We start from the raw sequence: 22,392 nt of genomic DNA on the forward strand, positions 1-22,392 counted from the left end.
CAGCGTCATCAAGGCCGCGCCGGTTCGGTGATCGTGCCCTGATCGTCGTCATCATCCCGATGCGCGGCGTCGGCTATCCCAAAGCGCGCTTTGACGCGCCGCGACAGGCTATCGAACCCAAGATAAATGACGGGTGTCGTGAACAGTGTCAGCACCTGTGATACCAGCAGGCCGCCGACCATGGTGATACCGAGCGGCTGGCGTAATTCCGAGCCGACCCCGGTGCCCAGCATCAACGGCAAAGCGCCCAGCAGCGCCGCCATGGTCGTCATCAAGATCGGCCGGAAGCGTAACAGACAGGCCTGATAAATGGCGTCACGCGGCGACAACCCCTCATTGCGTTCTGCATCCAGCGCGAAGTCGATCATCATAATCGCGTTCTTCTTGACAATACCGATCAGCAAGATGATGCCGATGATGCCGATAATCCCCAGATCGTTGCCGGAGATCATCAGCGACAATAACGCACCAACCCCGGCCGACGGCAGGGTCGACAGAATCGTAATCGGGTGGATATAGCTCTCGTACAACACGCCGAGCACGATATACATGGTGATGATCGCCGCCAGAATCAGCCACAGCGTATTGCTGAGTGAGGCCTGAAAGGCCAGTGCCGCCCCCTGGAAGCTGGTTTGTATGCTGATCGGCAAGCCGATTTCCTGCTCGGTGGCGCGGATGGCGTCGACGGCGGCACCTAGCGATGCGCCGGGAGCCAGGTTGAACGAGATCGTGGTGGCCGGGAACTGGCCGATATGGTTCACCACCAGCGGTGCGGTGCGTTCGCTGACGGTGGCGATACTGGAGAGCGGCACCTGGGTGCCATTCGAGGCCACCAGGAAGATGCTATCCAGCGCCAGAGGGCCTTTTTTGAATTCCGGCTGGACCTCCATCACCACCCGATATTGATTGGATTGGGTATAGATGGTCGAAATCAGGCGTTGGCCAAAGGCGTTGTACAGGGCATTGTCAATTGCCGCGGTGGTGAGGCCAAGGCGCGACGCAGCATTCCGGTCGATCTCGATATAAGCCTGCAAGCCCTGGTCCTGCTGATTGCTGGCGACATCGGCCAGTTGCGGCAATTGCTGCAGTTTTTCAATCAGTTTTGGCACCCATTTTGTCAGCTCGGTCCCATCGGCATCTTCGACGCTGAATTGATATTGGGTGCGGCTGACGCTGTCTTCGATGGTCAGGTCCTGCACCGGCTGCATATACAAGGTGATGCCGGGAACATCCCGATTCAGCTTGGGTTGCAAGCGTCGAATGACGTCGGCGGCGCTCAGATCCCGGGTATCGTGCGGCTTCAGATTGATGAGTATGCGGCCGCTATTCAGTGTGGTGTTGGTGCCATCGACGCCGATGAAGGATGACAGGCTTTCGACCGCAGGATCTTGCAATACGACTTTGGCCAGTGCCTGCTGGCGCTCTGCCATGGCCCCGAACGATACTGATTGCGGGGCTTCCGAAATGCCCTGGATCACGCCGGTATCCTGTACCGGAAAGAAGCCTTTAGGGATAAATATATACAGCAGTACGGTCAGCGCCAGCGTCCCGATCGCGACCACCATGGTTGAGCTTTGATGGTCCAGCACCCATTCCAGGGCTTTGCCGTAACGGGCGATGATATTCTCAAGCACAGCACCGCTCTTGCGAGAGAACCAGCTTTCCTCTTCCGGGGGAGTATGGCGCAGCAGCTTGGCACACATCATCGGCGTGAGCGTCAGCGAGATGAAAGCGGAAATCAGAATCGCCACCGCCAGCGTAATCGCAAATTCACGGAACAGGCGGCCGACGACGTCGCCCATGAACAACAGCGGGATCAGCACGGCGATCAGCGAAAAGGTCAGCGAAATAATGGTGAAGCCGATTTGTTCCGCACCTTTCAACGCGGCTTGCAGCGGCTTCATGCCTTCTTCGATATAGCGCGAGATGTTCTCGATCATCACAATCGCATCATCGACCACAAAACCGGTCGCGATGGTGAGCGCCATCAGCGTCAGGTTGTTGATCGAAAATCCGGTCAGGTACATGATGCCGAACGTGCCGACCAGCGATAACGGCACGGCGACGCTGGGAATGATCGTGGCAGGCACGTTGCGCAGGAAGACGAAAATCACCATCACCACCAATATCACCGCCAGGATCAATTCGAATTCGACATCTTTGACCGACGCGCGAATGGTGGTGGTGCGGTCGGTGAGGATCTTGACATCGATGGCGGCAGGCAAGGTGTCTTGCAGGCTCGGCAGGATTTTCTTGATGCTGTCGACGACACCGATCACGTTGGCGCCGGGTTGGCGCTGGATATTCAGAATCACTGCCGGTGAATTGTTGGCCCAGGCCGCCAGGCGGATATTTTCGGCATCATCCACCACATCGCCGATATCGGAGACGCGAATTGCCGCGCCGTTTTTATAGGCGATGATCAGGTCGCGGTATTCGTCGGCTGATTTCAGCTGGTCGTTGGCATCAATGGTCGAAGCCCGCAGCGGGCCGTCGAAGCTGCCTTTGGCCTGATTCACGTTGGCGTTGCCGATGGCGGTACGAATGTCATCCAGATTCAGGCCGAGCGCGGCGACTGCGCGCGGGTTCAGCTGCAGTCGCACCGCAGGCCGTTGACCGCCTGACAGGCTGACCAGGCCGACGCCAGGCACTTGCGAGAGTTTTTGCGCCAGGCGGGTGTCGATCATATCCTGTACCTTGGGCAACGGTAGCGTTTTCGAGGTGATCGCCAGCGACAGTATCGGGGTGTCGGCCGGATTGACTTTGTTATAAATCGGCGGCGTCGGCAAATCGGAAGGCAGCAGGTTGCCGGCGGCGTTGATCGCTGCCTGCACTTCCTGTTCGGCGATATCCAGGCTGAGATCGAGAGTGAATTGCAGCGTGATGACCGAGGCCCCGCCGGAACTGGTGGACGACATCTGATTCAGTCCCGGCATCTGACCGAACTGGCGCTCCAGCGGTGCGGTGACCGACGAGGTCATGACGTCCGGACTGGCGCCCGGATACAGTGTGACGACTTGAATGGTCGGATAGTCGACTTCCGGCAACGCCGAAAGCGGTAGTTGCCGGTAGGCGACGACACCGGCCAGAAAGATCGCCACCATCAGCAAGGTGGTGGCGATCGGCCGGAGAATAAACTGACGTGATGGGTTCATGCGGTTCGTCGTGATTAAGGTTGCGCGCCGGGCTGGGTCGAATTCTTGCGCTTGTCGCTGCCGGCGCCAGCATCGGCGCTGGCACTAGCGCTGGCACTGGCACTGGCCGAAGCACCTGGCCCGCCTTGGCGGCGATGACCGTGTTTCGCGGTGTTGGCCGGAGTCGCTGCCTCGGCCACCGCGCCACCAGGGCCACGCTTGACCGGTTCTACCTTGGCGTCTTCACGTAATTTATCGACGCCGTCGACGACCACGGTTTCGCCCGGCTGAATCCCGCTATCGATAGCGGTCAGCTCACCTTCTACCGGACCGGCGGTGACTTGACGTATGGTGACGGTTTTGTCGGCTTTGACTACATACACAAAATTGCCGCTGTTGCCGCGCTGGATGGCTGCGCTTGGAATCACGGTGGCGCCCTGGCGGGTGTCCAGCAGCATGCGCACGTTGACGAACTGGCTCGGAAACAGCGCATAGTCGTTGTTCGGGAACACTGCCTTCAATTTGACCGTGCCGGTGGTGCTATCGACCTGATTGTCGATGGTGACCAGCTGGCCGGCAGCGAGCTTGGTTTTCTGGGCACGATCCCAGGCTTCGGCCGGCAATGTTTTGCCGGCCTGAAGTTGTTTCATGACGCCAGGAATATTGTCTTCGGGGATGCTGAAAATCGCGGTAATCGGTTGTAATTGCGTGATGATGACAACCCCGTTGGCATCGGAAGCATGGACAATATTGCCCAAATCGACCTGGCGCAGGCCGAGACGGCCGCTAATCGGTGCGGTGACGTGCGAGTAGGTGAGTTGCAAGCGGGCATTGTCGAGGTTGCCCTGATCCGACTTGACGGTGCCGCTATATTGTTTGACCAGGGCGGCCTGGGTATCCACCAGTTGGCTGGCGATCGAATCTTGCGCCAACAGGGTCTGATAGCGTTGTAAATCAATTTGCGCTGCTCTGAGCAGCGCACTGTCGCGCGCCAGCTGGCCCTCAGCCTGGGTGACCATGACCTGATACGGACGTGCATCGAGCTCGGCCAGCAACGCCCCGGCCTTAACCAGTTGGCCTTCCTGGAAATGGATTTTCATTAATTGACCGTCGACCCGGCTCTTGACCGTGGTGGTGGCTTCGGGAGTGACGCTGCCAAGGCCGGACAGGTAAATATGCACATCGGCAGTTTGGGCGTTGGCGACCCCCACCGGCAGCGCGCTATTCGGACCACCGCCACCGGCGCCACGGCGACCGCCTTTACCGCTCCCCTGGCCGCTGGTGGCGGTTTGACCGCTGGCGGGCTGGCTGCTGCGTCCCCAGATCAGGTAGGCCGCTGCGCCGAGTACGACGACCAACAATAGCCACAGCCAGCGCCGGGATGACCCGGTGCGCTTGTCTTGCATTGTGTCGAGTTGCTTCTGTGGCTCGGGATTCTGATCGTTTGGAGTTGAGGTTTTGTTCATCGCGGGCAGGAAGTCAGTCAATTGATGGTGAATTGGTGCAGTGTAACGAGAAAATTTTACCAGCGTAATAATTCGTCCTAAGTATTACATAGTGACGAAAAATCAATGAGATCGTTCATCGCGGAGCGAATTGCCTCTGAGCTATTAATAATCAGGCAATTCCAATACGCCACAAGCCTTGCGCAATATTGCGCAAGGCTTGTGGCGTCCTTTCGATGGCTTCCGTCTGCCAGGGTCAAATCCAACGCATCTTGTAGTGGAATCAAGGCAATGCTTTTGGAGTGATCTTTTGCTTAACCCTTTTGGTCAGGCATCGCGTCGTCCTTCATGCCACGTGAGCCGCCCCAATGGCCGAAGTGACCGCGATGTCCATGATGACTGAAGTGTTGGTCGAGGATTTTTCGCTGCTCAGGTGTCAGCACTGCATAGAATGTCTTCAATGCGGCAGCGTGCGCAGTCATGCGCGCTTCCATCTTCTTCATGAATTCAATGCGGTGCTCCAGGCGTTCAGGTGCCGTTTGCCTGGCCCATTCTTCCTTGCTGGGACGATGCATGGGGGTTTCCGGACGCAGCGGCTTCATTTGGTTGATATACGTTTTCCAGGCGCCTTCCTGCGCTGCCGTGATTTTCAGCTTGTCATGCAGCCTGGCTTGACGTTTTGCCATGTGTTCGGCGAATTTGGCGCGTTGTTCTGCGCTTGGTCCTTCGTGCGTCTGACCAGCTGCCGGAGCCGTTACCGCAGGTGCGGCGGCGAGATTGCCGGTGTTTTGGGCGTAAGCACTCATCCCCATGGCACTAATGCCGATAGCGGTGATGCCGATCAAAAGTTGTTTGCGGAGCTTGAACATGATGAATCCTTTCAGGGATGGTCGGTCTTGAACAGGTAACCCTGCACAGGTCAAATTAAACCGCAACCGTGTATCAGCGATCTTTCGCCTTGCCGCCGGTTTGTATCCCTGTGTGTTACGCCACAGCTGCTTTGTATCGTTATGTATCTGGACGACATCTGGAGACGCGAATATACAAAATTAGCGTCGCCATTGCCCGCATCAGTTGCCATAATCGTGCTCATGGACACTACTGCTCAAATACTGGTGGTCGATGACGACCGCGAAATCCGCACCTTGCTGGCGGAATATCTGAATGCCAACGGTTTGCGCACATTGACTGCCAACAATGGCGCCGAGATGCGCCGGGTGCTGGAGGAGGCGCGCGTTGACCTGATCGTGCTGGATCTCACCTTGCCTGGTGAAGATGGCCTGACGCTGTGCCGGAATCTGCGCGCGCATCCTACCCATTTCGGCATTCCGGTGATCATGCTGACCGCACGCGGCGAACCGCTGGACCGGATTCTTGGCTTGGAGATGGGGGCCGACGATTATTTGTCGAAGCCGTTTGAGCCACGCGAGTTGTTTGCCCGCATTCGCAGCGTATTGCGCCGTACCCAGGCATTGCCACCGAATATGGCAACGCAGGAAGCGCAGCAAATTCAGTTTGCCGGTTTGACGCTGGACCTGATTGCCCGCCATCTGGTGAATCGCGCCGGCGTGGTAGTCGCGCTGTCGGGGGCCGAATACCGGATTCTGAAGGTATTTCTTGATCATCCGAACCGGATTCTGAATCGCGATCAGTTGCTGGAACTGACGCAGGGCCGCGAAGCCGATCCGTTTGACCGTTCGGTGGATATTCAAATTAGCCGCTTGCGACAAAAATTGGGCGACGATGCACGCACGCCTAGCATTATCAAAACCGTGCGTAACGAGGGCTATGTGCTGGCGACCACGGTCACGGTGGATTCGTGAAGAATTTGTTCGGCTCGATTGCCAATCGGGTCTTCCTGATTTTGCTGGCGGGTGTGCTGGTCGCTGCGGGTGCCACTAGTTGGCTGGCCGACAACGAACGCCGCAATGCCTTGCTTGAACTCTACGATTTTCGGGTGGCCGAGCGCGTCGAGCAAATCGTCCTGTCGCTGGATGGGGCCAGTTCCGAGATGCGCCAGGTGGTGCTGCAAACCAGTGAGAACTTCGGTCTGGAAGCCAGTCTGGCGCATGATACCGAAAATGCAGTGGCAGAAAACGCGTCGCTCGCCGCACTGCTAAGAACCCGACTCGGTGCTGCGCGTCGAATTGTCGTGTCCAAAGAGACGGGCTGTAATTTACGGTTTGGCAAATTACCTGGTCCGGGAGGTCCTGCCGAGCGTGAGCGACGGCGGATTGATGAATGTCAGGTGGTGTATGTCAGTCTGCAGGATGGCGCGCTGCTCAAGCTGAGGTTGCGCATGATGCGCGATCCCGGCGGTCTGCACGGGCGCCCGCCCGGCATGCCTTACCCGTCACCGTATTTCGCGTTATTTTTGGCATTGATCGGGATACTCGCCTATGTGGTCGCGAAAATGACGACACGTCCTATCAAGCGTCTGGCAGACGCGGCGACCGCGCTTGGCCGTGACATTGACCGGCCGCAACTGAAAGAAACCGGTCCGACTGAAATCCGTCAGGCCGCCACCGCATTCAATGCGATGCAGGCACGTATCAAGCGGCAAATTCAGCATCGCACCCATATGCTGGCCGCGATCACCCATGATTTGCAAACACCATTGACACGGCTGCGGCTGCGCATGGAAAAAGTCGGCGACCCCGATTTGCGTCACAAGTTGATCGAAGATTTAGCGGTGATGCAAGGCATGGTGCGTGAAGGTCTGGATCTGGCGCGCAGCATGGATTCAGCCGAAGCAATGCAATTGCTGGATATCGATTCGCTCCTCGATAGCGTCTGCGCCGATGCGGCCGACGCCGGCCAGGACGTGACCCTGGAAGGACAGACCCGCGCGTCGATTATGGCGCAGCCGAATGCATTGCGCCGCTGCCTGACCAATCTGGTCGACAATGCCGTCAAGTACGGACGATTTGCGCGCCTGCAGATCATGCGCGAAGGGAGCGGCGATCAAAGTCAGATCGTGATCCGGATACGCGATGGCGGCAGCGGCATTCCGGAGGATCAACTGGCAGCGGTATTCGAACCGTTTTTCAGACTGGAAACATCGCGCTCACGGGATACCGGCGGCACCGGATTAGGGCTGACCATCGCGCGCAATATCGCCGAAAACCATCGGGCTACGCTGGCATTGCGGAATCATCCGGACGGTGGTTTGGAAGTGACTTTGCGCTTGCCGGCAAAGGGTTAGGCTTCGCTTCGAAGCCGGTCGCGGGTGTCGATACGTCGCGGCAAGTCGAAAAAAACCTGCTTCCGCGATGCCGGAAGCAGGTTTTTTCGATACGCATGCAACTCAGTATGGCACGTAGTCTGGCGGGGCAGCATAGCCACGAGGTTGCGGAGGATAATAATCCGGTGGCGGCGCAGGCGCGTAGTAGCGTTGACGACGATTGTCGTCATAGCCGGCCGGCACCGGTACCCGGTTGCCCTTCGCATACATACACTGCGTGTAGACATTGTTGTACTGCCGTTGTATGCCGGCGCCGCTGCGATTGGCGTTGTTGCTGGCAGCCGAACTGCCTACCAGCAAGCCGCCACCGGCACCGATGGCGGCACCTTCACCGGCACGACCGCCCGCTGCGCCAACCAGGGCGCCGACCGTGGCGCCAATCAACGTACCGGCGACCGCAGTCCCGGTCGCATTGTCTGCGGTTGCCTGCGCCGCGTTCGGGCCTACGCGATCTTGTGCGTACTGGTGGCAGACGTTGTCGTCGTTACGGAATTGCTCGTAACTTTTACCCGCCCCCGGCATCGCCATCACGTTCGGGCCGCTTGGTACGCTGACGCAACCGCCCAGCATCACCGCTGCCGCGGCTGCGACAATTTTCAATGGTCTGTTCAAAAATGGTTTATTCACAATGACACCACCTTCTATTTATCTTGGTTGAGAGTCGTCTGGTACTACTTTCAGCCAGCCTTTGGGGCAGCGCGGAATTTGTGGGTAGTAGCCCGCAGGATTGGCGCAGTAGAACTTGTAATCCGGTGCGTCGGCGCTGGCATCGCGCTCAATGTATGTCTGGCGTTCCGGCGCAATATACACCGGCTGCGGAGCGTAATACACCGGAGGCGGGCCGTAATATACCGGCGGTGGTCCGTAATAGAACGGATCGCCTATGCTGATGCCGACACTTGGTCCGTAGAAACCGCCATGACGGCCCCAGGCGTAGCTGGCGCTACTGGCAGCGAGCAAGCTCATCGCAGTCAATGCCAAAAGAATAATTTTTTTCATAATGTCCCTCATACATTTACCAGATAGTTAATAATAATTCGGCCTTTCGGCAGCCACCAAGCTTAGTTACTTTCGGTTGCAAATGCTGTGGTTGAACGAGCAAACTGAAACAATTGCGGACCGGACTGTACATTGCGTTCTGGTGGAAATATGGATTGTAGTTCGTAATTAAGTGAATAACTTATAATTTACCACTCGCACTGGCTTCGGCGAACACGCCGAGCGTCATCTTCACTTTCACCGTCTTTCAGCGAAACTCTCGACCATGTCTACTTCAACCTCTGATCAACAGCAACCTTCGCAAGCGTCGCTAAAAGGCGTCAAAGTTATCGAGCTCGGCACCCTGATTGCCGGGCCTTATGCGGCCAGCTTGCTAGGCCAGTTCGGTGCCGAGGTGATCAAGATCGAATCTCCGGGAGACGGCGACCCGTTGCGTAAATGGCGCAAGCTGCATGACGGTACCTCGTTGTGGTGGTACTCGCAGAGTCGCAACAAGAAATCCATCACGCTGAATCTGAAATCGGAACAAGGCCAGCAGATCGTTCGCGATCTGGTAAGGGATGCCGATATCGTGATTGAAAATTTCCGTCCGGGCACCCTGGAAAGCTGGGGCATGGGCTGGGACGATTTGTCGAAGATTAATCCGAATCTGATCATGGTACGGGTTTCCGGGTACGGCCAGGACGGCCCCTACCATGCGCGTCCCGGGTTTGCCGCGATCGCCGAATCGATGGGCGGTTTGCGCAATCTGGCCGGTTATCCCGACCGCCCGCCGGTGCGTGTCGGCGTCAGCATCGGCGATACGCTGGCCTCGTTGTACGGTGTGATCGGTGCTTTGCTGGCGATGCACCATTTGAAAGTGAACGGCGGCAAAGGACAATTTATCGACATCGCACTGTACGAAGCGGTGTTCGGCGTGATGGAAAGCCTGATTCCCGAGTATGCCGAATTCGGTTTCGTGCGTGAGCGCACCGGCGCCAGTTTTCCCGGCATCGTACCGTCCAGTACCTATCCTTGCCGGGGTGACGGCTATGTGATTATTGCCGGTAACGGCGACAGTATTTTCAAGCGTTTAATGATCGCCATTGAGCGTAGCGACCTGGCCAATGATCCACGCCTGGCACGAAATGACGGACGCGTAGCGCATACCGAGATGCTGGACCAGGCGATTGCCGACTGGACCTCGCAACATGATCTGGAGCATGTGTTGCAAGTGCTGGAAAAAGCCGAAGTGCCGAGCAGCAGAGTATTCACCGCAGCGGACATCCATCAGGATCCGCACTATCGCGCGCGCGACATGATTCAGCGCTTTACGCTGCCGGACGGCCAGCCGATAGACATGCCCGGCATCGTGCCGAAACTGTCGGCCACGCCGGGACAGACCAACTGGGTCGGGCCGGAGTTGGGGCAGCATACCGACGAAGTGCTGGCGTCGATCGGGCGCAGTCCGGAACAGATTGCAGCATTGCGGCAGCAGGGCGTGATTTAATATTTGCGAACTAAAAAAGGCCTGCAAAGATGCAGGCCTTTTTAGTTGGGAAATCCAAACGGCGATCTTCCCCGCCTGAAAAACATTCAGGTCATTACATGAATGCCGCCGCCGGTTGAAATTGCGGGCCCATCGGCTGATTCAGCATCGGGATCGGCAGCGCCGGCTGTTTGCGGCGCTCGGAGCTTGGCGCGACATTGAACACTTCACGATACGTTTTGCTGAAATGACAAGCTGACTGGAAGCCGCAGGCCATCGTGATGCTGAGGATCGACATGTCGGTCTGGCGCAGCAATTCACGTGCACGGCGCAAGCGCAGCGTCAAATAATAATGGGTTGGCGACATGCCCATGTGTTCCTTGAACATGCGCTGCAACTGCCGTGGCGAAGAGTTCGACAGGTGCGCCAGTTCTTCCAGCGACAACGGTTCTTCTATATTCGATTCCATCAGCGACACCACTTCAACCATCGCCGGCCGTGCCGAGTTCATGCGCACTGTCAGCGGTACGCGCTGCTGGTCTTTCTCGTCGCGGATGTGTTCCAGAATAAATTGATCGGCGATGGCCGCGATGGTGGTCTTGCCGACCTGCTTGGAAATCAGGTTGAGCATCATGTCCAGCGGCGCAATGCCGCCGGTGCAAGTCAGGCGGTCGCGATCAATCACAAACAGGTCGCGTGAGAACGCGACCGATGGAAAGGCGCGGCGCAGTGCCGACATGTTTTCCCAGTGGGTGGCGCAGGTATAGCCATCCAGCAATCCTGCCTTGGCCAGCGCAAAGGTGCCGGTACACAGGCTGCCCATGGCAACATCCTGCGCGGCAAAACTGTGTATCAGCGCAAGGGATGCGGTATCAATTGCCGTTTCGATTTCAGTGCCGCCGCATACAAAGACGACATCAGGCACGTCGTTCGGATCGGGGCGGGAAGCGTTGACGGACAGGCCGTTGCTGGCACACACCAGGCCGCCTTCGGGACTGATGACAGACCAGCGATATAGCGGTTTGCCTTCGAGATAGTTGGCCATTCTTAATACTTCGATCGCATTGGAGAATGCAATCATTGTAAAGTTATTAAGCGGAAGAAAAGCAAAATGCGAGAAGGACGAAATTTCACTTTTAGACATGACCGGACTCCTTGGCGAACATCAGCGAGGCACAATGTACCGTCGATTGACGGGAATTAACAAATGCTTTCGGTTGTGCATCGCAATAACCGTGCCATTGTTGTCGAGCTAGATTATTCTCTCTGGGCCCGGCGCAGCGCGGGCTCACAACCCCCCACCATGAGCGCCGCTGTCATAGCGCATCCAGGCCATTTTGACGGCCCCAAATAGCCTGACTTGTGATGCCGTTTTTGCCATTTTTCGGCTGCCGGATGTCTTAATCGGCTGTTGTTATTTTGCCCGAATGGTGTCGGCCGTGCCCAAATTTTGGGCAGACGATCCATTTTGGCGCATTTTCAACCGAGTTTTTGGGATGCTGTGATGCAGCACGAATACATGAAATTATTTATTCGGAATGTCGCTTTTGCTATAGCGCTTGTTTATTGTATTGAGGCAATGTTATTACTCCGCCACTGGCAGCGATGGCGCGATTTTCAGGCGCTTGCCAAAAAGTGACGGCGTTGTCGTAATTTGAAAGGTTCCCGTCCGCTTTAGGAAATAGCACAGCAGGGCTTAGGACAAGAATGTTGTCAACAGAGAGTGTCGGAATATTCTGACATCTGAGTTGTTGAATCTTCGTTGTTGCCCACTACGGACCTGCCCAAAATGACCTCTACCAATTCGTTTTTTTCCCAGTCACTTGCCGAGCGCGATGCGCCGGTCATGCAAGCCATTGCGCTTGAACTCGGACGTCAGCAAGACCAGATCGAAATGATCGCATCGGAAAACATCGTCTCGCGTGCCGTGCTGGAAGCGCAAGGCTCGGTATTGACCAACAAGTATGCCGAAGGCTATCCGGGCAAGCGCTATTACGGCGGTTGCGAGTTCGTCGATCAGGTCGAGGTGCTGGCGCTGGAGCGGGTCAAGAAATTGTTCGGTGCCAGCTATGCCAATGTGCAGCCGCATTCCGGCGCGCAAGCGAACGGTGCGGTGATGCTGGCGCTGGTCAAGCCGGGCGATACCGTATTGGGGATGTCGCTGGATGCCGGCGGTCACCTGACCCACGGCGCACGTCCGGCGATGTCGGGCAAGTGGTTCAACGCAGTCCAGTATGGCGTCCGTCCCGACACACTGTTGATCGATTACGATCAAGTCGAGGCGCTGGCCAAAGAACACCAGCCACGCTTGATCATCGCCGGCTACTCGGCCTATCCGCGGCAACTCGACTTCGCCCGTTTCCGCGCCATCGCCGACAGCGTCGGCGCGCTGCTGATGGTCGACATGGCGCATATAGCAGGGCTGGTCGCAACCGGCCATCATCCGAATCCGATTGACTATGCGCACGTCGTCACCTCGACCACGCACAAAACGCTGCGCGGTCCGCGCGGTGGCTTCATCCTCACCAATCACGAAGAGATCGCCAAGAAAATCAATTCTGCGGTTTTCCCGGGCCTGCAAGGCGGTCCGCTGATGCACGTCATCGCCGGCAAGGCGGTGGCTTTCGGGGAAGCGCTGCAACCGGAATTCAAGCAGTACATCGGCAATGTCGTGGCGAATGCCAGTGCCTTGGGCGAAGTCCTGAAAAAAGGCGGCGTCGATCTGGTGTCCGGCGGCACCGAAAATCATTTGCTGCTGGTCGATCTGCGGCCCAAGGGATTGAAGGGTACGGACGTCGAACATGCGCTGGAACGCGCCGGCATTACCTGCAACAAGAACGGCATCCCGTTCGATACCGAGAAGCCAACCATCACATCCGGCATCCGTCTCGGCACACCGGCGGGCACCGCACGCGGCTTCGGGATCGAAGAGTTCCGCACCATCGGCGGCCTGATTGTGGAAGTACTGGATGGTCTGGCACGCAAGCCGGAAGGCTGCTCCGAGACCGAACAAAGCGTGCGCGCACGCGTTCTGGCGCTGTGCAAGCGCTTCCCTATCTATTAAGAAACGGTGCGGGGATCGGCGCCATGTCATGCGCCATCCAGAGCCTGATTCACCACATTATTTTTCCGGTAACCAACGGAGTACACAATGAACGCATTGCATCAACAAAGCCTGGTCATCGACGGCCTGAATATTTCCAAGTGGGAGCGGCCGGTTTTTGAAGACATGAAAAAAGGCGGTCTCAGCGCCGTCAACTGCACCATCTCGGTCTGGGAAAATTTTCAGGGAACGGTCGGCAATATCGTCGACATGAAAAACCTGATCCGCGACAACGCCGATTTGCTGACGCTGGTGCGTGGTGTCGATGACATCGCCCGCGCCAAGAAAGAAGGCCGCACCGGCGTCATTCTCGGTTTCCAGAATGCCCATGCATTTGAAGACAATCTGGGTTACATCGAAGTCTTCGCCGAACTGGGTGTGCGGGTGGTGCAGCTTTGCTACAACACGCAAAATCTGGTCGGCACCGGTTGTTATGAGCGGGATGGCGGTTTGTCCGGTTTCGGGCGCGAAGTGATTGCCGAAATGAATCGGGTCGGCATCATGGTCGACCTCTCGCATGTCGGCGGGAACACCTCGACCGAAGCGATTCTGGCATCGAAAAAGCCGGTGTGCTATTCGCACTGCCTGCCATCCGGCCTCAAGGAACATCCACGCAACAAGAGCGACGAGCAACTCAAGTTCATCGCCGATCGCGGCGGCTTTATCGGCGTCACCATGTTCCCGCCATTCCTGAAACGCGGCAGCAACGCCAACGTGGACGACTACGTCGAAGCGTTCGACTATGTGATCAATCTGGTCGGCGACGATTGCGTCGGTATCGGCACCGATTTCACGCAAGGTTACGGCAAGCCGTTCTTCGAATGGCTGACGCACGACAAGGGCCGTCATCGCCGCTTGACCGATTTCGGCACAGTCACCAATCCGGAAGGTTTCCGCACTATTGGCGACTTCCCCAACCTGACGGTCGCGATGGAACGCGCAGGCTGGAAAGAAGAGCGGATTCGCAAGGTGCTGGGCGAAAACTGGCTGCGTGTTTTTGGCGAAGTCTGGGTTGCCTGAGAACCGCTGCCTGCGCCAGACCTTTGCCCCAAGCCTACTAATTACTGAGGAGTACCTTGTATGAAACCCCAACTGCCTATCGAAGTGGATGCGGAAACCGGCGTCTGGACGACCGATAGCCTGCCGATGCTGTACGTGCCGCGCCATTTTTTTACGAATAATCACACTGCCGTAGAAGCCGCGCTCGGTCGCGAAAAGTATGCGCAAATCCTGTACGACGCCGGCTACAAATCGGCCTACTACTGGTGCGAAAAGGAAGCGAAGCAACACGGCATGAGCGGCCTGGAAGTGTACGAGCATTACCTGAATCGCCTGTCGCAACGCGGCTGGGGTTTGTTCAGTTTCGCTGAAGTGGATGCGCCGGCTGCGACGGCAAAAATCAAGTTGGTGAATTCGTCATTCGTGCTGCAACAGCCGGATGCGCACGGCAAGCTTTGCTACATGTTTGCAGGCTGGTTCTCGGGCGCGATGGATTGGGTGTCGGACACCACCGGCCAGAACATCAAATCGACCTGTGTCGAGACCCAATGCGCAGGCGAAGGTCATGCGCACTGCGAGTTCACGGTTACGCCGCTGGCGGCCTGAGCCGGCTGATTGACACTTAAGGATACCGAGAACTCATCATGCGTTACCCACATCTGTTTTCACCGCTGACATTAAATAAAGTGACGCTGCGTAATCGCGTTGTCAGCACCGCACATGCCGAAGTGTATGCGGACGCCGGAGGTTTGCCGGGTGAGCGCTATATCCGCTATTACGAAGAAAAAGCCAAAGGCGGTCTGGGTCTGGCGATCTGCGGCGGCTCCAGCGTGGTTTCCATCGACAGTCCGCAAGGCTGGTGGAAGTCGGTCAACCTGACGACCGACAAGGTGATAGAACCGTTGTCGCGGCTGGCTGAAGCGATGCACCGGCATGGCGCCAAGATCATGATCCAGGCTACCCACATGGGGCGTCGCAGTTCCTGGCATGGCGAGAACTGGCCGCATCTGCTGACGCCTTCCGGGATCCGCGAACCGGTGCATCGCGGTAACGCCAAGATTATCGAGATCGAAGAAATCCGCCGCGTCATTGCCGATTTCGCCGCAGCCGCCAAACGCGTCAAGGCGGCCGGCATGGATGGCATCGAAATTTCCGCGGCCCATCAGCAGCTGATCGACCAGTTCTGGAGCCCGCGCGTCAACATCCGCACCGACGAATACGGCGGCAGCCTGGAAAACCGGATGCGTTTCGGCGTGGAAGTCCTGACTGCGGTCCGTGCAGCGGTGGGCCCGGATTTTTGCGTCGGCATGCGCATGTGCGGCGACGAATTTCATGAAGACGGCATCGATCACGAGACTGCCAAACAGATTGCCAAGGCGATGTCGGAAACCGGCTTGATCGACTTCCTCAGCGTAGTGGGTTCGGGCGCCGATACGCACAATACGCTGGTCAACTGCATGCCGCCGATGGCCTTGCCGCCGGAGCCGTTCGTGCATTTGGCGGCAGGCATCAAAACGGTATCGAAAGTCCCCGTGATGCATGCCCAAAGCATTCGCGATGCGGGTCAGGCCGAACGCATTCTGGCGGCGGGCATGGTCGACCTGGTCGGCATGACACGCGGTCAGATTGCCGATCCGCACCTGGTCATCAAGATTCGCGATGGCCGCGAAGACGAGATCAAACAATGCGTCGGCGCGAATTACTGCATCGATCGCCAATACAATGGCCTCGACGTCTTGTGCATACAGAACGCCGCGACCTCGCGGGAAGAAACCATGCCGCATGTGATCGCCAAAAGCCGCGGTCCCAAGCGCCGTGTTGTGGTGGTCGGCGCCGGTCCGGCCGGACTGGAAGCCGCACGGGTGGCGCGTGAGCGCGGTCACGACGTGGTGCTGTTCGAGCGCGGCGACGCGGTCGGCGGCCAGATCAATCTGGCGGCCAAAGCGCCGCAACGCGAACAGATGGCCGGCATCGTGCGCTGGTTCGATATGGAAACCAAACGACTGGGCGTCGATCGCCGTCTCGGTGTGGATGCCGACGAAGCCATGATCCTGGCGGAACAGCCGGACATCGTGGTGCTGGCGACCGGCGGCAGCAATTTCACCGGACAGGTGCCAGCCTGGGGCGTAGCCGAGGGACTGGCCGTCAGCTCGTGGGATATTCTGAGCGGACGCGTGGCGCCCGGCAAGAATGTGTTGGTGTATGACGGGATCAGTACCCATGCGGGATTCGGCGTCGCCGATTTTCTGGCCAGCCGCGGCAGCCAGGTCGAAATCGTCACGCCCGACGTCAAGATTGCGGACGACACCGGCGGCACCACGTTTCCGATTTTCTACCGCCGCCTGTACGCGCAGGGCGTGATTCCGACGCCGAACTACTGGCTCGACCGGGTGTATGCCGAAGGCGACAAAAAAGTCGCGGTGCTGCGCAATGAGTACACCGAAATACAGGAAGAGCGCGTAGTCGACCAGGTCGTCGTCGAAAACGGCATCATGCCGAACGACAGCCTGTACTGGTCGCTCAAGCCGCAATCGGCGAATCACGGCCAGACCGATATCCAGAAATTGTATGCGGCGCAGCCCCAGCCTGCATTGGCGGAGCCGCTCGGCAACGGCCGCTTCCTGCTGTTCCGGGTTGGCGACTGTATCTCGATGCATAACATCCATGCTGCGATCTATGATTCGCTGCGTTTGTGTAAAGACTTTTAAACATGAACTCCGTGGCAACTTCAGCGTTTTTCAGCCTCAATCCAGTCATCACCGTCCTGTTCTGGCTAGCGGTGGCAGGACTGCTTTCCGGTCTGATGCGGCGCGCTACCTTGTGGCGCGCCGGTCGGACCGGTACGGCGGCACCGGTGCAGTGGATGGGACTGCTGGCGATTCCCAAGCGTTACTTCGTCGACCTGCATCACGTGGTGGCGCGCGATCCCTACATTGCACGTACGCACATCGCCACTGCGGGCGGCGCGATTGCGGCAATGGCACTGGTCGCCGTGAATTACGGCTTCATGTTGTATTGGCCGGTGTTGAATGCGGCGATTGCCTTGTTTGCGGTCGTCATGCTGATCGGCGTCGTGTTTGTCTGGCATCGTCGCCGTACGCCACCGGCACGCTTGTCGCTAGGGGCGTGGAACCGCTTGCCATGGGTGCTCGGCGCGCTGGCGCTGGGACTGTTGCTGATGGGCATCCTGCCGGTCGGCGTGTTATCCGGATTGACGGCTGCCGTGACGGTGCTGTTGCTCGGCTTCGGTGCCTGGAACCTGACCGTCGGCATCGGCCGCGGCGGGCCGATGAAACATGCGCTGGCGGGGTTGCTGCATCTGGCATTTCATCCGCGTCCGGAACGCTTCAACAAGAAGCACTTTAATTCCGGATTGGCAAAAACCGGGACGCCAACCACTGCGCTCAAGCCGCTGGCACTGGATCAGGGCGAACTCGGCGTCAGCAAGCCGGTGGAGTTCCGCTGGAACCAATTGCTGAGTTTTGATGCCTGCGTCCAGTGCGGAAAGTGCGAAGCGGCTTGCCCTGCATTTGCCGCCGGTCAGCCGCTGAATCCGAAAAAACTGATTCAGGACATGGTGGTCGGGATGGCTGGCGGCAGCGACGCCAACTTTGCCGGCAGCCCGTATCCCGGGATTCCGCTGGGCCAGCATCAAGGCGCTCCGCACAAGGCAATTTTTCCAGGCCTGATCGAAACAGATACGATCTGGTCCTGCACCACTTGCCGCGCTTGTGTCGAAGAATGTCCGATGCTGATCGAGCACGTCGATGCGATTGTCGACATGCGCCGCAATCAGACGCTGGAACATGGCGCGGTGCCGGGCAAAGGCCCTGAGGTGCTGGCCAATTTGCGTGAAACGGGCAGCGCCGGAGGTTTCGATCTGGGTGTGCGCTACAACTGGTCCATCGACCTGAATGTCGCGCAGATCGCCCCGGGCAAAGCGGTCGATGTGCTGCTGGTGGTGGGTGAGGGCGGTTTTGACATGCGTTACCAGCGCACGCTGAGAGCGCTGGTCAAGGTGCTGCAAGCCGGCGGCGTTGATTTCGCGGTACTCGGCGCACTCGAAACGGATACCGGCGACGTTGCCCGCCGTCTCGGCGACGAGGCCACTTTTCAGGCTATGGCCGGGCGGCTGATCGGCACCTTGTCGACACTCTCGTTCAAGCGGATTGTCACGGCCGATCCGCACGTGATGCATTGTTTGCGCAATGAGTACCCGGCATTCGGCGGTCGCTATGAAGTGTTGCATCACACCACTTTCATGGCAGCACTGGCGCAGCAGGGAAAGATCAGCACCAGCGTCGCGGCTGCCAGCGATCAACGGTTTACTTATCACGACCCCTGCTATCTGGGACGCTACAACGGCGAGATCGAAGCCCCGCGTGAATTGCTCAAGCTGCTTGGCTTGCCGCTGCATGAGATGGAACGCAATGGCATGCGCGGACGTTGTTGCGGCGGCGGCGGCGGCGCACCGTTGACCGATATCCCGGGCAAGCAGCGGATTCCCGACATTCGCATTCATGACGCCCGTGCCGTGCGTGCCGATACGGTGGTGGTCGGTTGTCCTAATTGCACCGCCATGCTGGAAGGCGTGGTCGGACCGCGTCCTGATGTACGCGATATTGCAGAGCTGGTTGCTGCAGCGTTGGAGGCTTAAATGGACATGGCTGTTAATTCAGGTATTAAGCGCATCAACCCGCGGCGTCCTTTCACGGTGACTGCCGATGGCTTGAAACGTATCGTGCTGGGTGAAATCGGTGCCGGCGGCACAGCTGACGTGCTGTCACTGGCAGAAGGACATGCGCATCAGCAAGCGAAGCCGTTGCGCTCCACGCAGGTTCCCACCAGGTCAATGCTGGCGGTGACGCACAGTGACCGTGGCGCGTTGGATGAACATGCGCGTCAGGTCATAGCGGCGGCCGCCTTGCTGGCCGATGCGGCAACCGAAGTGGTGTTGCTGGTGTTTGGCGAACTGAGCGACGACAGCGCAGTGCTTGGCGCCGACCGCGTGGTCGTATTGCCGCAGTACGGGAGCCAGGTGTTCGCCCCCGAACGCGAACTGGCGGCGCTGCGCCAGCTGATCGCGACGCTGCAGCCGCAACATATCTTGATTCCCGATTGCGCACCGTCCGGTGGCGATCTGGGACGACGACTGGGAGCCGCCATGGCACAGGCAGGCGGCACGGAGGACGTCAGTATTGCGACCCATGTGGTCGAAATCAACGCGGCCGGGATTGCCGCCTATCGTCAGCAACGCTCGGTGATGGCACGTCGCAGTCTGTCGCGCATCATGTTGCTGGCAGCCGATATCGTCGATACCCGTTTGCCGTTTCTGGGGCGCGGCGAGCCGGATGCAAAGCTGGTCGATGCAGTCAGCGCCGCCGCTGCCGTCTCAATGAATCATGCAGCGGCATACCGCGATCTCGGCATCAAGGTGCTGGCGGCGTCGCAAATGGCGCTGGACGAAGCGGACTTTATTGTTTCCGCTGGGAATGGCGTCAACGACGTCGGCACCTTCAACGCGCTGGCAAGCGAGCTCGATGCTGCCATCGGCGCCAGCCGGGTGGCCGTTGACGATGGCAAGTTCAGCCGCGACCAGCAAATCGGCGCCACCGGTAAAACCGTCAGTGCCAGCACCTATCTGGCGTTCGGGATTTCCGGGGCGGTGCAGCATTTGCAAGGCATCAAGGATTGCCGTCACGTGATTGCGGTCAACCTGGACGCCAGCGCACCGATGATCAAACGCGCAGATCTCAGCATCATCGACGATGCGCATGCGGTGATGCAGGCTTTGCTGACGCAGGTCAAGCAGGCGCGCAGTGTGGATGGCAGCAATGCCGGCATAAGGAGTGCAGCATGAACGCCAATCAACGCACGTTGCAACGTGTCGCCGTGCTGGTATCGGTCGGCCGGCATCCGGTCAGCGGCGTCGCACGCTATAGCCGCAATGACGCCGCGGCACTCGGCATGGCGCTCGCGCTGGCAGAGTCAAACGCGGGCCTCAGCATCGACGTCATCCACGCCGGCAATCCCGATAATCCGGCGCTGTCCGAATATCTGGCATTGGGTGCCGCCACGGTGAAAGTGATCGCAACGGCAGCGGATCAGGACGTTCTTCCCGCGTTGAAACAACAGCTGGAAAACTACGACCTGGTGCTAGCCGGCAGTCGCGCCGAAGGCGGTGAGGAAAGCGGCTTGCTGCCTTACCTGCTGGCCGGCGAATTGGGTCTGCCGCTGGTGGCCGGTGTGATTGCTGTCAAGCCGGATGCCGAGGGCGTGCTCACACAGCAGTTTTTGCCGAAAGGACGCCGCCGGGAAATCGCGGTGACGCTGCCGGCCATGCTGATGGTGCATCCGCTGGCCCCGTCCAGCGTGCGCTACGCCTACGCCAGATTGCGCGCCGGATCGATTCAGAAACAAATACCGCCGCGCGCCATCGCTTCCAGGGCGCAGCAAGGCTGGACGCTTGCGCCCGCCAAGGCCAGGCCGCTGAAACTGGCAGCCCAGGAAAAGCGTTCCGGCCATGCCCGCATGTTATCGGCGGTGGTAACCGAAAGTCGCGGCGGCAAGGTGATCCAGCAAGGCAGCGCCAGCGACAAGGCGCAGGCGGTGCTGGCCTATCTGCGTGAGCACCGGCTGATCGACTATTAAGAGTAAATGTTGCAACGCAAGTCATTTTGTAGACCCAATTTAGTCAGGTAGTTGTTCCATAAATGCAATACATGGAGAAGAAATTGAAAGTATCCAAACAGATTCAAGACCTGATCGCCAATCGTTTGAAGGGGCACAGCCTGGATGCGCCTTTTTATCTGAGTCCGGAAATTTTTGACCTGGATATGAAGGAGATTTTCGGCAAGCACTGGATTCAGGTAGCGATCGATCCGGATATTCCCGAGCCGGGTGATTACGTGACGGTCGAAGTCGGCAAGAATTCGATTGTGATCGTGCGCGACGACGATATGTCGGTGCGTGCGCATCACAATGTCTGCCGCCATCGCGGCTCGCGCCTGTGCTCGGAGCATAAGGGCACGGTTGGCAATCTGGTCTGTCCTTACCACCAATGGACGTATAACCTGAGCGGTGAACTGCTCTACGCGGAACACATGGGCGATCAGTTCGACCGCAGCCAGCACAATCTGAAATCGGTGCATGTAGAGAATCTGGCCGGCCTGATTTTCATTTGTCTGGCCGAGGTGCCGCCGCAAGACTTCGCCGTGATGCGGGAAGCGATGACACCTTATCTGGCCCCGCATTTCTTGCAGGATTGCAAGATCGCCAAGCAGGTTGACCTGATCGAAGAGGGCAACTGGAAGTTGACGATGGAAAACAATCGCGAATGCTATCACTGCGCGACCAATCATCCGGAACTGACGGCGTCGCTGTTCGAATACGGTTTCGGCTATCAACCGTCGCCGAACAACATCGAGCAGGTCGAAGAATTCACCCGTTTGGCGGCCGAGCGCAGCGCTCAGTGGGAAAGTGCCAATTTGCCGTCCCGGGAAATCGATCGTCTGGACGATCTGGTCACGGGCTTCCGTACCCAGCGTCTGCCGCTGGACCGCGCCGGTGAATCGCAAACGCTGGATGGCAGTGTGGCGTCCGCCAAGTTGCTGGGAAAATTCGAACGTGCGGATCTGGGCGGCCTGTCGTTCTGGACCCAGCCGAATTCCTGGCATCACTTCATGAGCGATCACATCGTCAGCTTCTCGGTATTGCCTTTATCGGCCGAGAAAACGCTGGTGCGGACCAAGTGGCTGGTTCATAAAGATGCGCGTGAAGGGCTGGATTATCAACTGGATAATCTGACTGCGGTGTGGAACGCGACCAATGAGCAGGACAAGACGCTGGTCGAGTTTTCACAGCAGGGCGCGCGTAGCGACGCCTACCAGCCGGGCCCGTACTCGCCGTACACGGAAGGGCTGGTTGAGAAGTTTTGCAAGTGGTATATCGATCGCCTGAGCGAATCGATTGCAGATTGAAATTTTGATTGCCGGAGCAGG

General features: G+C 58.2%; 17 protein-coding genes. 11 read left to right on the top strand and 6 right to left on the bottom strand.

Translation table 11 applies throughout. The features are described from left to right. Nucleotides 1-8: 8 nt before the first annotated feature. The 3 genes from AC3CHX_RS02955 to AC3CHX_RS02965 all read right to left on the bottom strand — a co-directional run bounded on the left by AC3CHX_RS02955 (nucleotide 9) and on the right by AC3CHX_RS02965 (nucleotide 5,448). Nucleotides 9-3,155 (bottom strand): MdtB/MuxB family multidrug efflux RND transporter permease subunit, encoded by a 3,147-nt coding sequence (locus AC3CHX_RS02955; RefSeq protein WP_488642619.1) that lies wholly within the window; start codon nucleotides 3,153-3,155, stop codon nucleotides 9-11. A gap of 14 nt (nucleotides 3,156-3,169) precedes the next feature. Further along, nucleotides 3,170-4,600 (bottom strand): MdtA/MuxA family multidrug efflux RND transporter periplasmic adaptor subunit, encoded by a 1,431-nt coding sequence (locus AC3CHX_RS02960; RefSeq protein ID WP_488642620.1) that lies wholly within the window; start codon nucleotides 4,598-4,600, stop codon nucleotides 3,170-3,172. Nucleotides 4,601-4,893: 293 nt separating this feature from the next. Then, complete coding sequence (locus tag AC3CHX_RS02965) at nucleotides 4,894-5,448, bottom strand: Spy/CpxP family protein refolding chaperone (protein ID WP_488642621.1); 555 nt, start codon at nucleotides 5,446-5,448, stop codon at nucleotides 4,894-4,896. Between the two features lie 222 nt (nucleotides 5,449-5,670). Between AC3CHX_RS02965 and AC3CHX_RS02970 the strand changes: the two genes are divergently transcribed. Both AC3CHX_RS02970 and AC3CHX_RS02975 read left to right on the top strand, forming a co-directional pair. After that, a complete protein-coding gene (locus AC3CHX_RS02970; protein WP_488642622.1) occupies nucleotides 5,671-6,402 on the top strand; it encodes a response regulator in 732 nt (243 codons plus the stop codon). Further along, nucleotides 6,399-7,784, top strand: coding sequence for an ATP-binding protein (locus tag AC3CHX_RS02975; protein ID WP_488642623.1), 1,386 nt, complete (start codon nucleotides 6,399-6,401; stop codon nucleotides 7,782-7,784). The genes AC3CHX_RS02970 and AC3CHX_RS02975 overlap by 4 nt, the downstream gene beginning before the upstream one ends. A gap of 102 nt (nucleotides 7,785-7,886) precedes the next feature. Here AC3CHX_RS02975 and AC3CHX_RS02980 read toward each other — a convergent pair whose 3' ends face one another. Further along, the gene (locus AC3CHX_RS02980) at nucleotides 7,887-8,423 is read right to left on the bottom strand and encodes a glycine zipper family protein (RefSeq protein ID WP_488642624.1); all 537 of its coding nucleotides are present in this window, start codon (nucleotides 8,421-8,423) and stop codon (nucleotides 7,887-7,889) included. A 45-nt stretch (nucleotides 8,424-8,468) separates the two neighbouring features. Further along, on the bottom strand, nucleotides 8,469-8,822 hold the full coding sequence (locus AC3CHX_RS02985) for a hypothetical protein (RefSeq protein ID WP_488642625.1): 354 nt from the start codon (nucleotides 8,820-8,822) through the stop codon (nucleotides 8,469-8,471). Between the two features lie 265 nt (nucleotides 8,823-9,087). Here AC3CHX_RS02985 and AC3CHX_RS02990 point away from each other — a divergent pair, with 265 nt between their 5' ends. After that, the gene (locus AC3CHX_RS02990; RefSeq protein WP_488642626.1) at nucleotides 9,088-10,311 is read left to right on the top strand and encodes a CaiB/BaiF CoA transferase family protein; all 1,224 of its coding nucleotides are present in this window, start codon (nucleotides 9,088-9,090) and stop codon (nucleotides 10,309-10,311) included. Between the two features lie 94 nt (nucleotides 10,312-10,405). Here AC3CHX_RS02990 and AC3CHX_RS02995 read toward each other — a convergent pair whose 3' ends face one another. Next, on the bottom strand, nucleotides 10,406-11,434 hold the full coding sequence (locus AC3CHX_RS02995) for a GlxA family transcriptional regulator (RefSeq protein WP_488642627.1): 1,029 nt from the start codon (nucleotides 11,432-11,434) through the stop codon (nucleotides 10,406-10,408). 645 nt (nucleotides 11,435-12,079) lie between these two features. On the opposite strand from AC3CHX_RS02995, the gene AC3CHX_RS03000 reads away from it, so the two are divergent. The 8 genes from AC3CHX_RS03000 (at nucleotide 12,080) to AC3CHX_RS03035 (ending at nucleotide 22,371) form a co-directional block, all read left to right on the top strand. Continuing rightward, nucleotides 12,080-13,354 (top strand): serine hydroxymethyltransferase, encoded by a 1,275-nt coding sequence (locus AC3CHX_RS03000; RefSeq protein ID WP_488642628.1) that lies wholly within the window; start codon nucleotides 12,080-12,082, stop codon nucleotides 13,352-13,354. 87 nt (nucleotides 13,355-13,441) lie between these two features. After that, entirely contained in the window at nucleotides 13,442-14,413 is a 972-nt protein-coding gene (locus AC3CHX_RS03005; protein ID WP_488642629.1) for a dipeptidase, read from the top strand. 60 nt (nucleotides 14,414-14,473) lie between these two features. Further along, on the top strand, nucleotides 14,474-14,998 hold the full coding sequence (locus tag AC3CHX_RS03010; protein ID WP_488642630.1) for a DUF5943 domain-containing protein: 525 nt from the start codon (nucleotides 14,474-14,476) through the stop codon (nucleotides 14,996-14,998). Between the two features lie 38 nt (nucleotides 14,999-15,036). Next, a complete protein-coding gene (locus tag AC3CHX_RS03015; protein WP_488642631.1) occupies nucleotides 15,037-17,100 on the top strand; it encodes an oxidoreductase in 2,064 nt (687 codons plus the stop codon). A 2-nt stretch (nucleotides 17,101-17,102) separates the two neighbouring features. After that, a complete protein-coding gene (locus tag AC3CHX_RS03020) occupies nucleotides 17,103-19,049 on the top strand; it encodes a (Fe-S)-binding protein (RefSeq protein WP_488642632.1) in 1,947 nt (648 codons plus the stop codon). Next, nucleotides 19,050-20,252, top strand: coding sequence for an electron transfer flavoprotein subunit alpha/FixB family protein (locus AC3CHX_RS03025; protein ID WP_488642633.1), 1,203 nt, complete (start codon nucleotides 19,050-19,052; stop codon nucleotides 20,250-20,252). It abuts the gene before it with no gap. Then, the gene (locus AC3CHX_RS03030; protein ID WP_488642634.1) at nucleotides 20,249-21,043 is read left to right on the top strand and encodes an adenine nucleotide alpha hydrolase family protein; all 795 of its coding nucleotides are present in this window, start codon (nucleotides 20,249-20,251) and stop codon (nucleotides 21,041-21,043) included. The genes AC3CHX_RS03025 and AC3CHX_RS03030 overlap by 4 nt, the downstream gene beginning before the upstream one ends. Nucleotides 21,044-21,114: 71 nt before the next feature. Further along, complete coding sequence (locus AC3CHX_RS03035) at nucleotides 21,115-22,371, top strand: aromatic ring-hydroxylating oxygenase subunit alpha (RefSeq protein ID WP_488642635.1); 1,257 nt, start codon at nucleotides 21,115-21,117, stop codon at nucleotides 22,369-22,371. Nucleotides 22,372-22,392 lie beyond the last annotated feature (21 nt).

It is taken from the genome of Glaciimonas sp. OK215 (genome assembly GCF_057787885.1).

Bases quoted from the DNA above. Each gene is read 5' to 3' on its own strand.
- AC3CHX_RS02955 (WP_488642619.1), bottom strand. From the start codon at position 3,155: ATGAACCCATCACGTCAGTTTATTCTCCGGCCGATCGCCACCACCTTG.
- AC3CHX_RS02960 (WP_488642620.1), bottom strand. From the start codon at position 4,600: ATGAACAAAACCTCAACTCCAAACGATCAGAATCCCGAGCCACAGAAG.
- AC3CHX_RS02965 (WP_488642621.1), bottom strand. From the start codon at position 5,448: ATGTTCAAGCTCCGCAAACAACTTTTGATCGGCATCACCGCTATCGGC.
- AC3CHX_RS02970 (WP_488642622.1), top strand. From the start codon at position 5,671: ATGGACACTACTGCTCAAATACTGGTGGTCGATGACGACCGCGAAATC.
- AC3CHX_RS02985 (WP_488642625.1), bottom strand. From the start codon at position 8,822: ATGAAAAAAATTATTCTTTTGGCATTGACTGCGATGAGCTTGCTCGCT.
- AC3CHX_RS02990 (WP_488642626.1), top strand. From the start codon at position 9,088: ATGTCTACTTCAACCTCTGATCAACAGCAACCTTCGCAAGCGTCGCTA.
- AC3CHX_RS02995 (WP_488642627.1), bottom strand. From the start codon at position 11,434: ATGTCTAAAAGTGAAATTTCGTCCTTCTCGCATTTTGCTTTTCTTCCG.
- AC3CHX_RS03000 (WP_488642628.1), top strand. From the start codon at position 12,080: ATGACCTCTACCAATTCGTTTTTTTCCCAGTCACTTGCCGAGCGCGAT.
- AC3CHX_RS03005 (WP_488642629.1), top strand. From the start codon at position 13,442: ATGAACGCATTGCATCAACAAAGCCTGGTCATCGACGGCCTGAATATT.
- AC3CHX_RS03010 (WP_488642630.1), top strand. From the start codon at position 14,474: ATGAAACCCCAACTGCCTATCGAAGTGGATGCGGAAACCGGCGTCTGG.
- AC3CHX_RS03015 (WP_488642631.1), top strand. From the start codon at position 15,037: ATGCGTTACCCACATCTGTTTTCACCGCTGACATTAAATAAAGTGACG.
- AC3CHX_RS03020 (WP_488642632.1), top strand. From the start codon at position 17,103: ATGAACTCCGTGGCAACTTCAGCGTTTTTCAGCCTCAATCCAGTCATC.
- AC3CHX_RS03025 (WP_488642633.1), top strand. From the start codon at position 19,050: ATGGACATGGCTGTTAATTCAGGTATTAAGCGCATCAACCCGCGGCGT.
- AC3CHX_RS03030 (WP_488642634.1), top strand. From the start codon at position 20,249: ATGAACGCCAATCAACGCACGTTGCAACGTGTCGCCGTGCTGGTATCG.
- AC3CHX_RS03035 (WP_488642635.1), top strand. From the start codon at position 21,115: ATGGAGAAGAAATTGAAAGTATCCAAACAGATTCAAGACCTGATCGCC.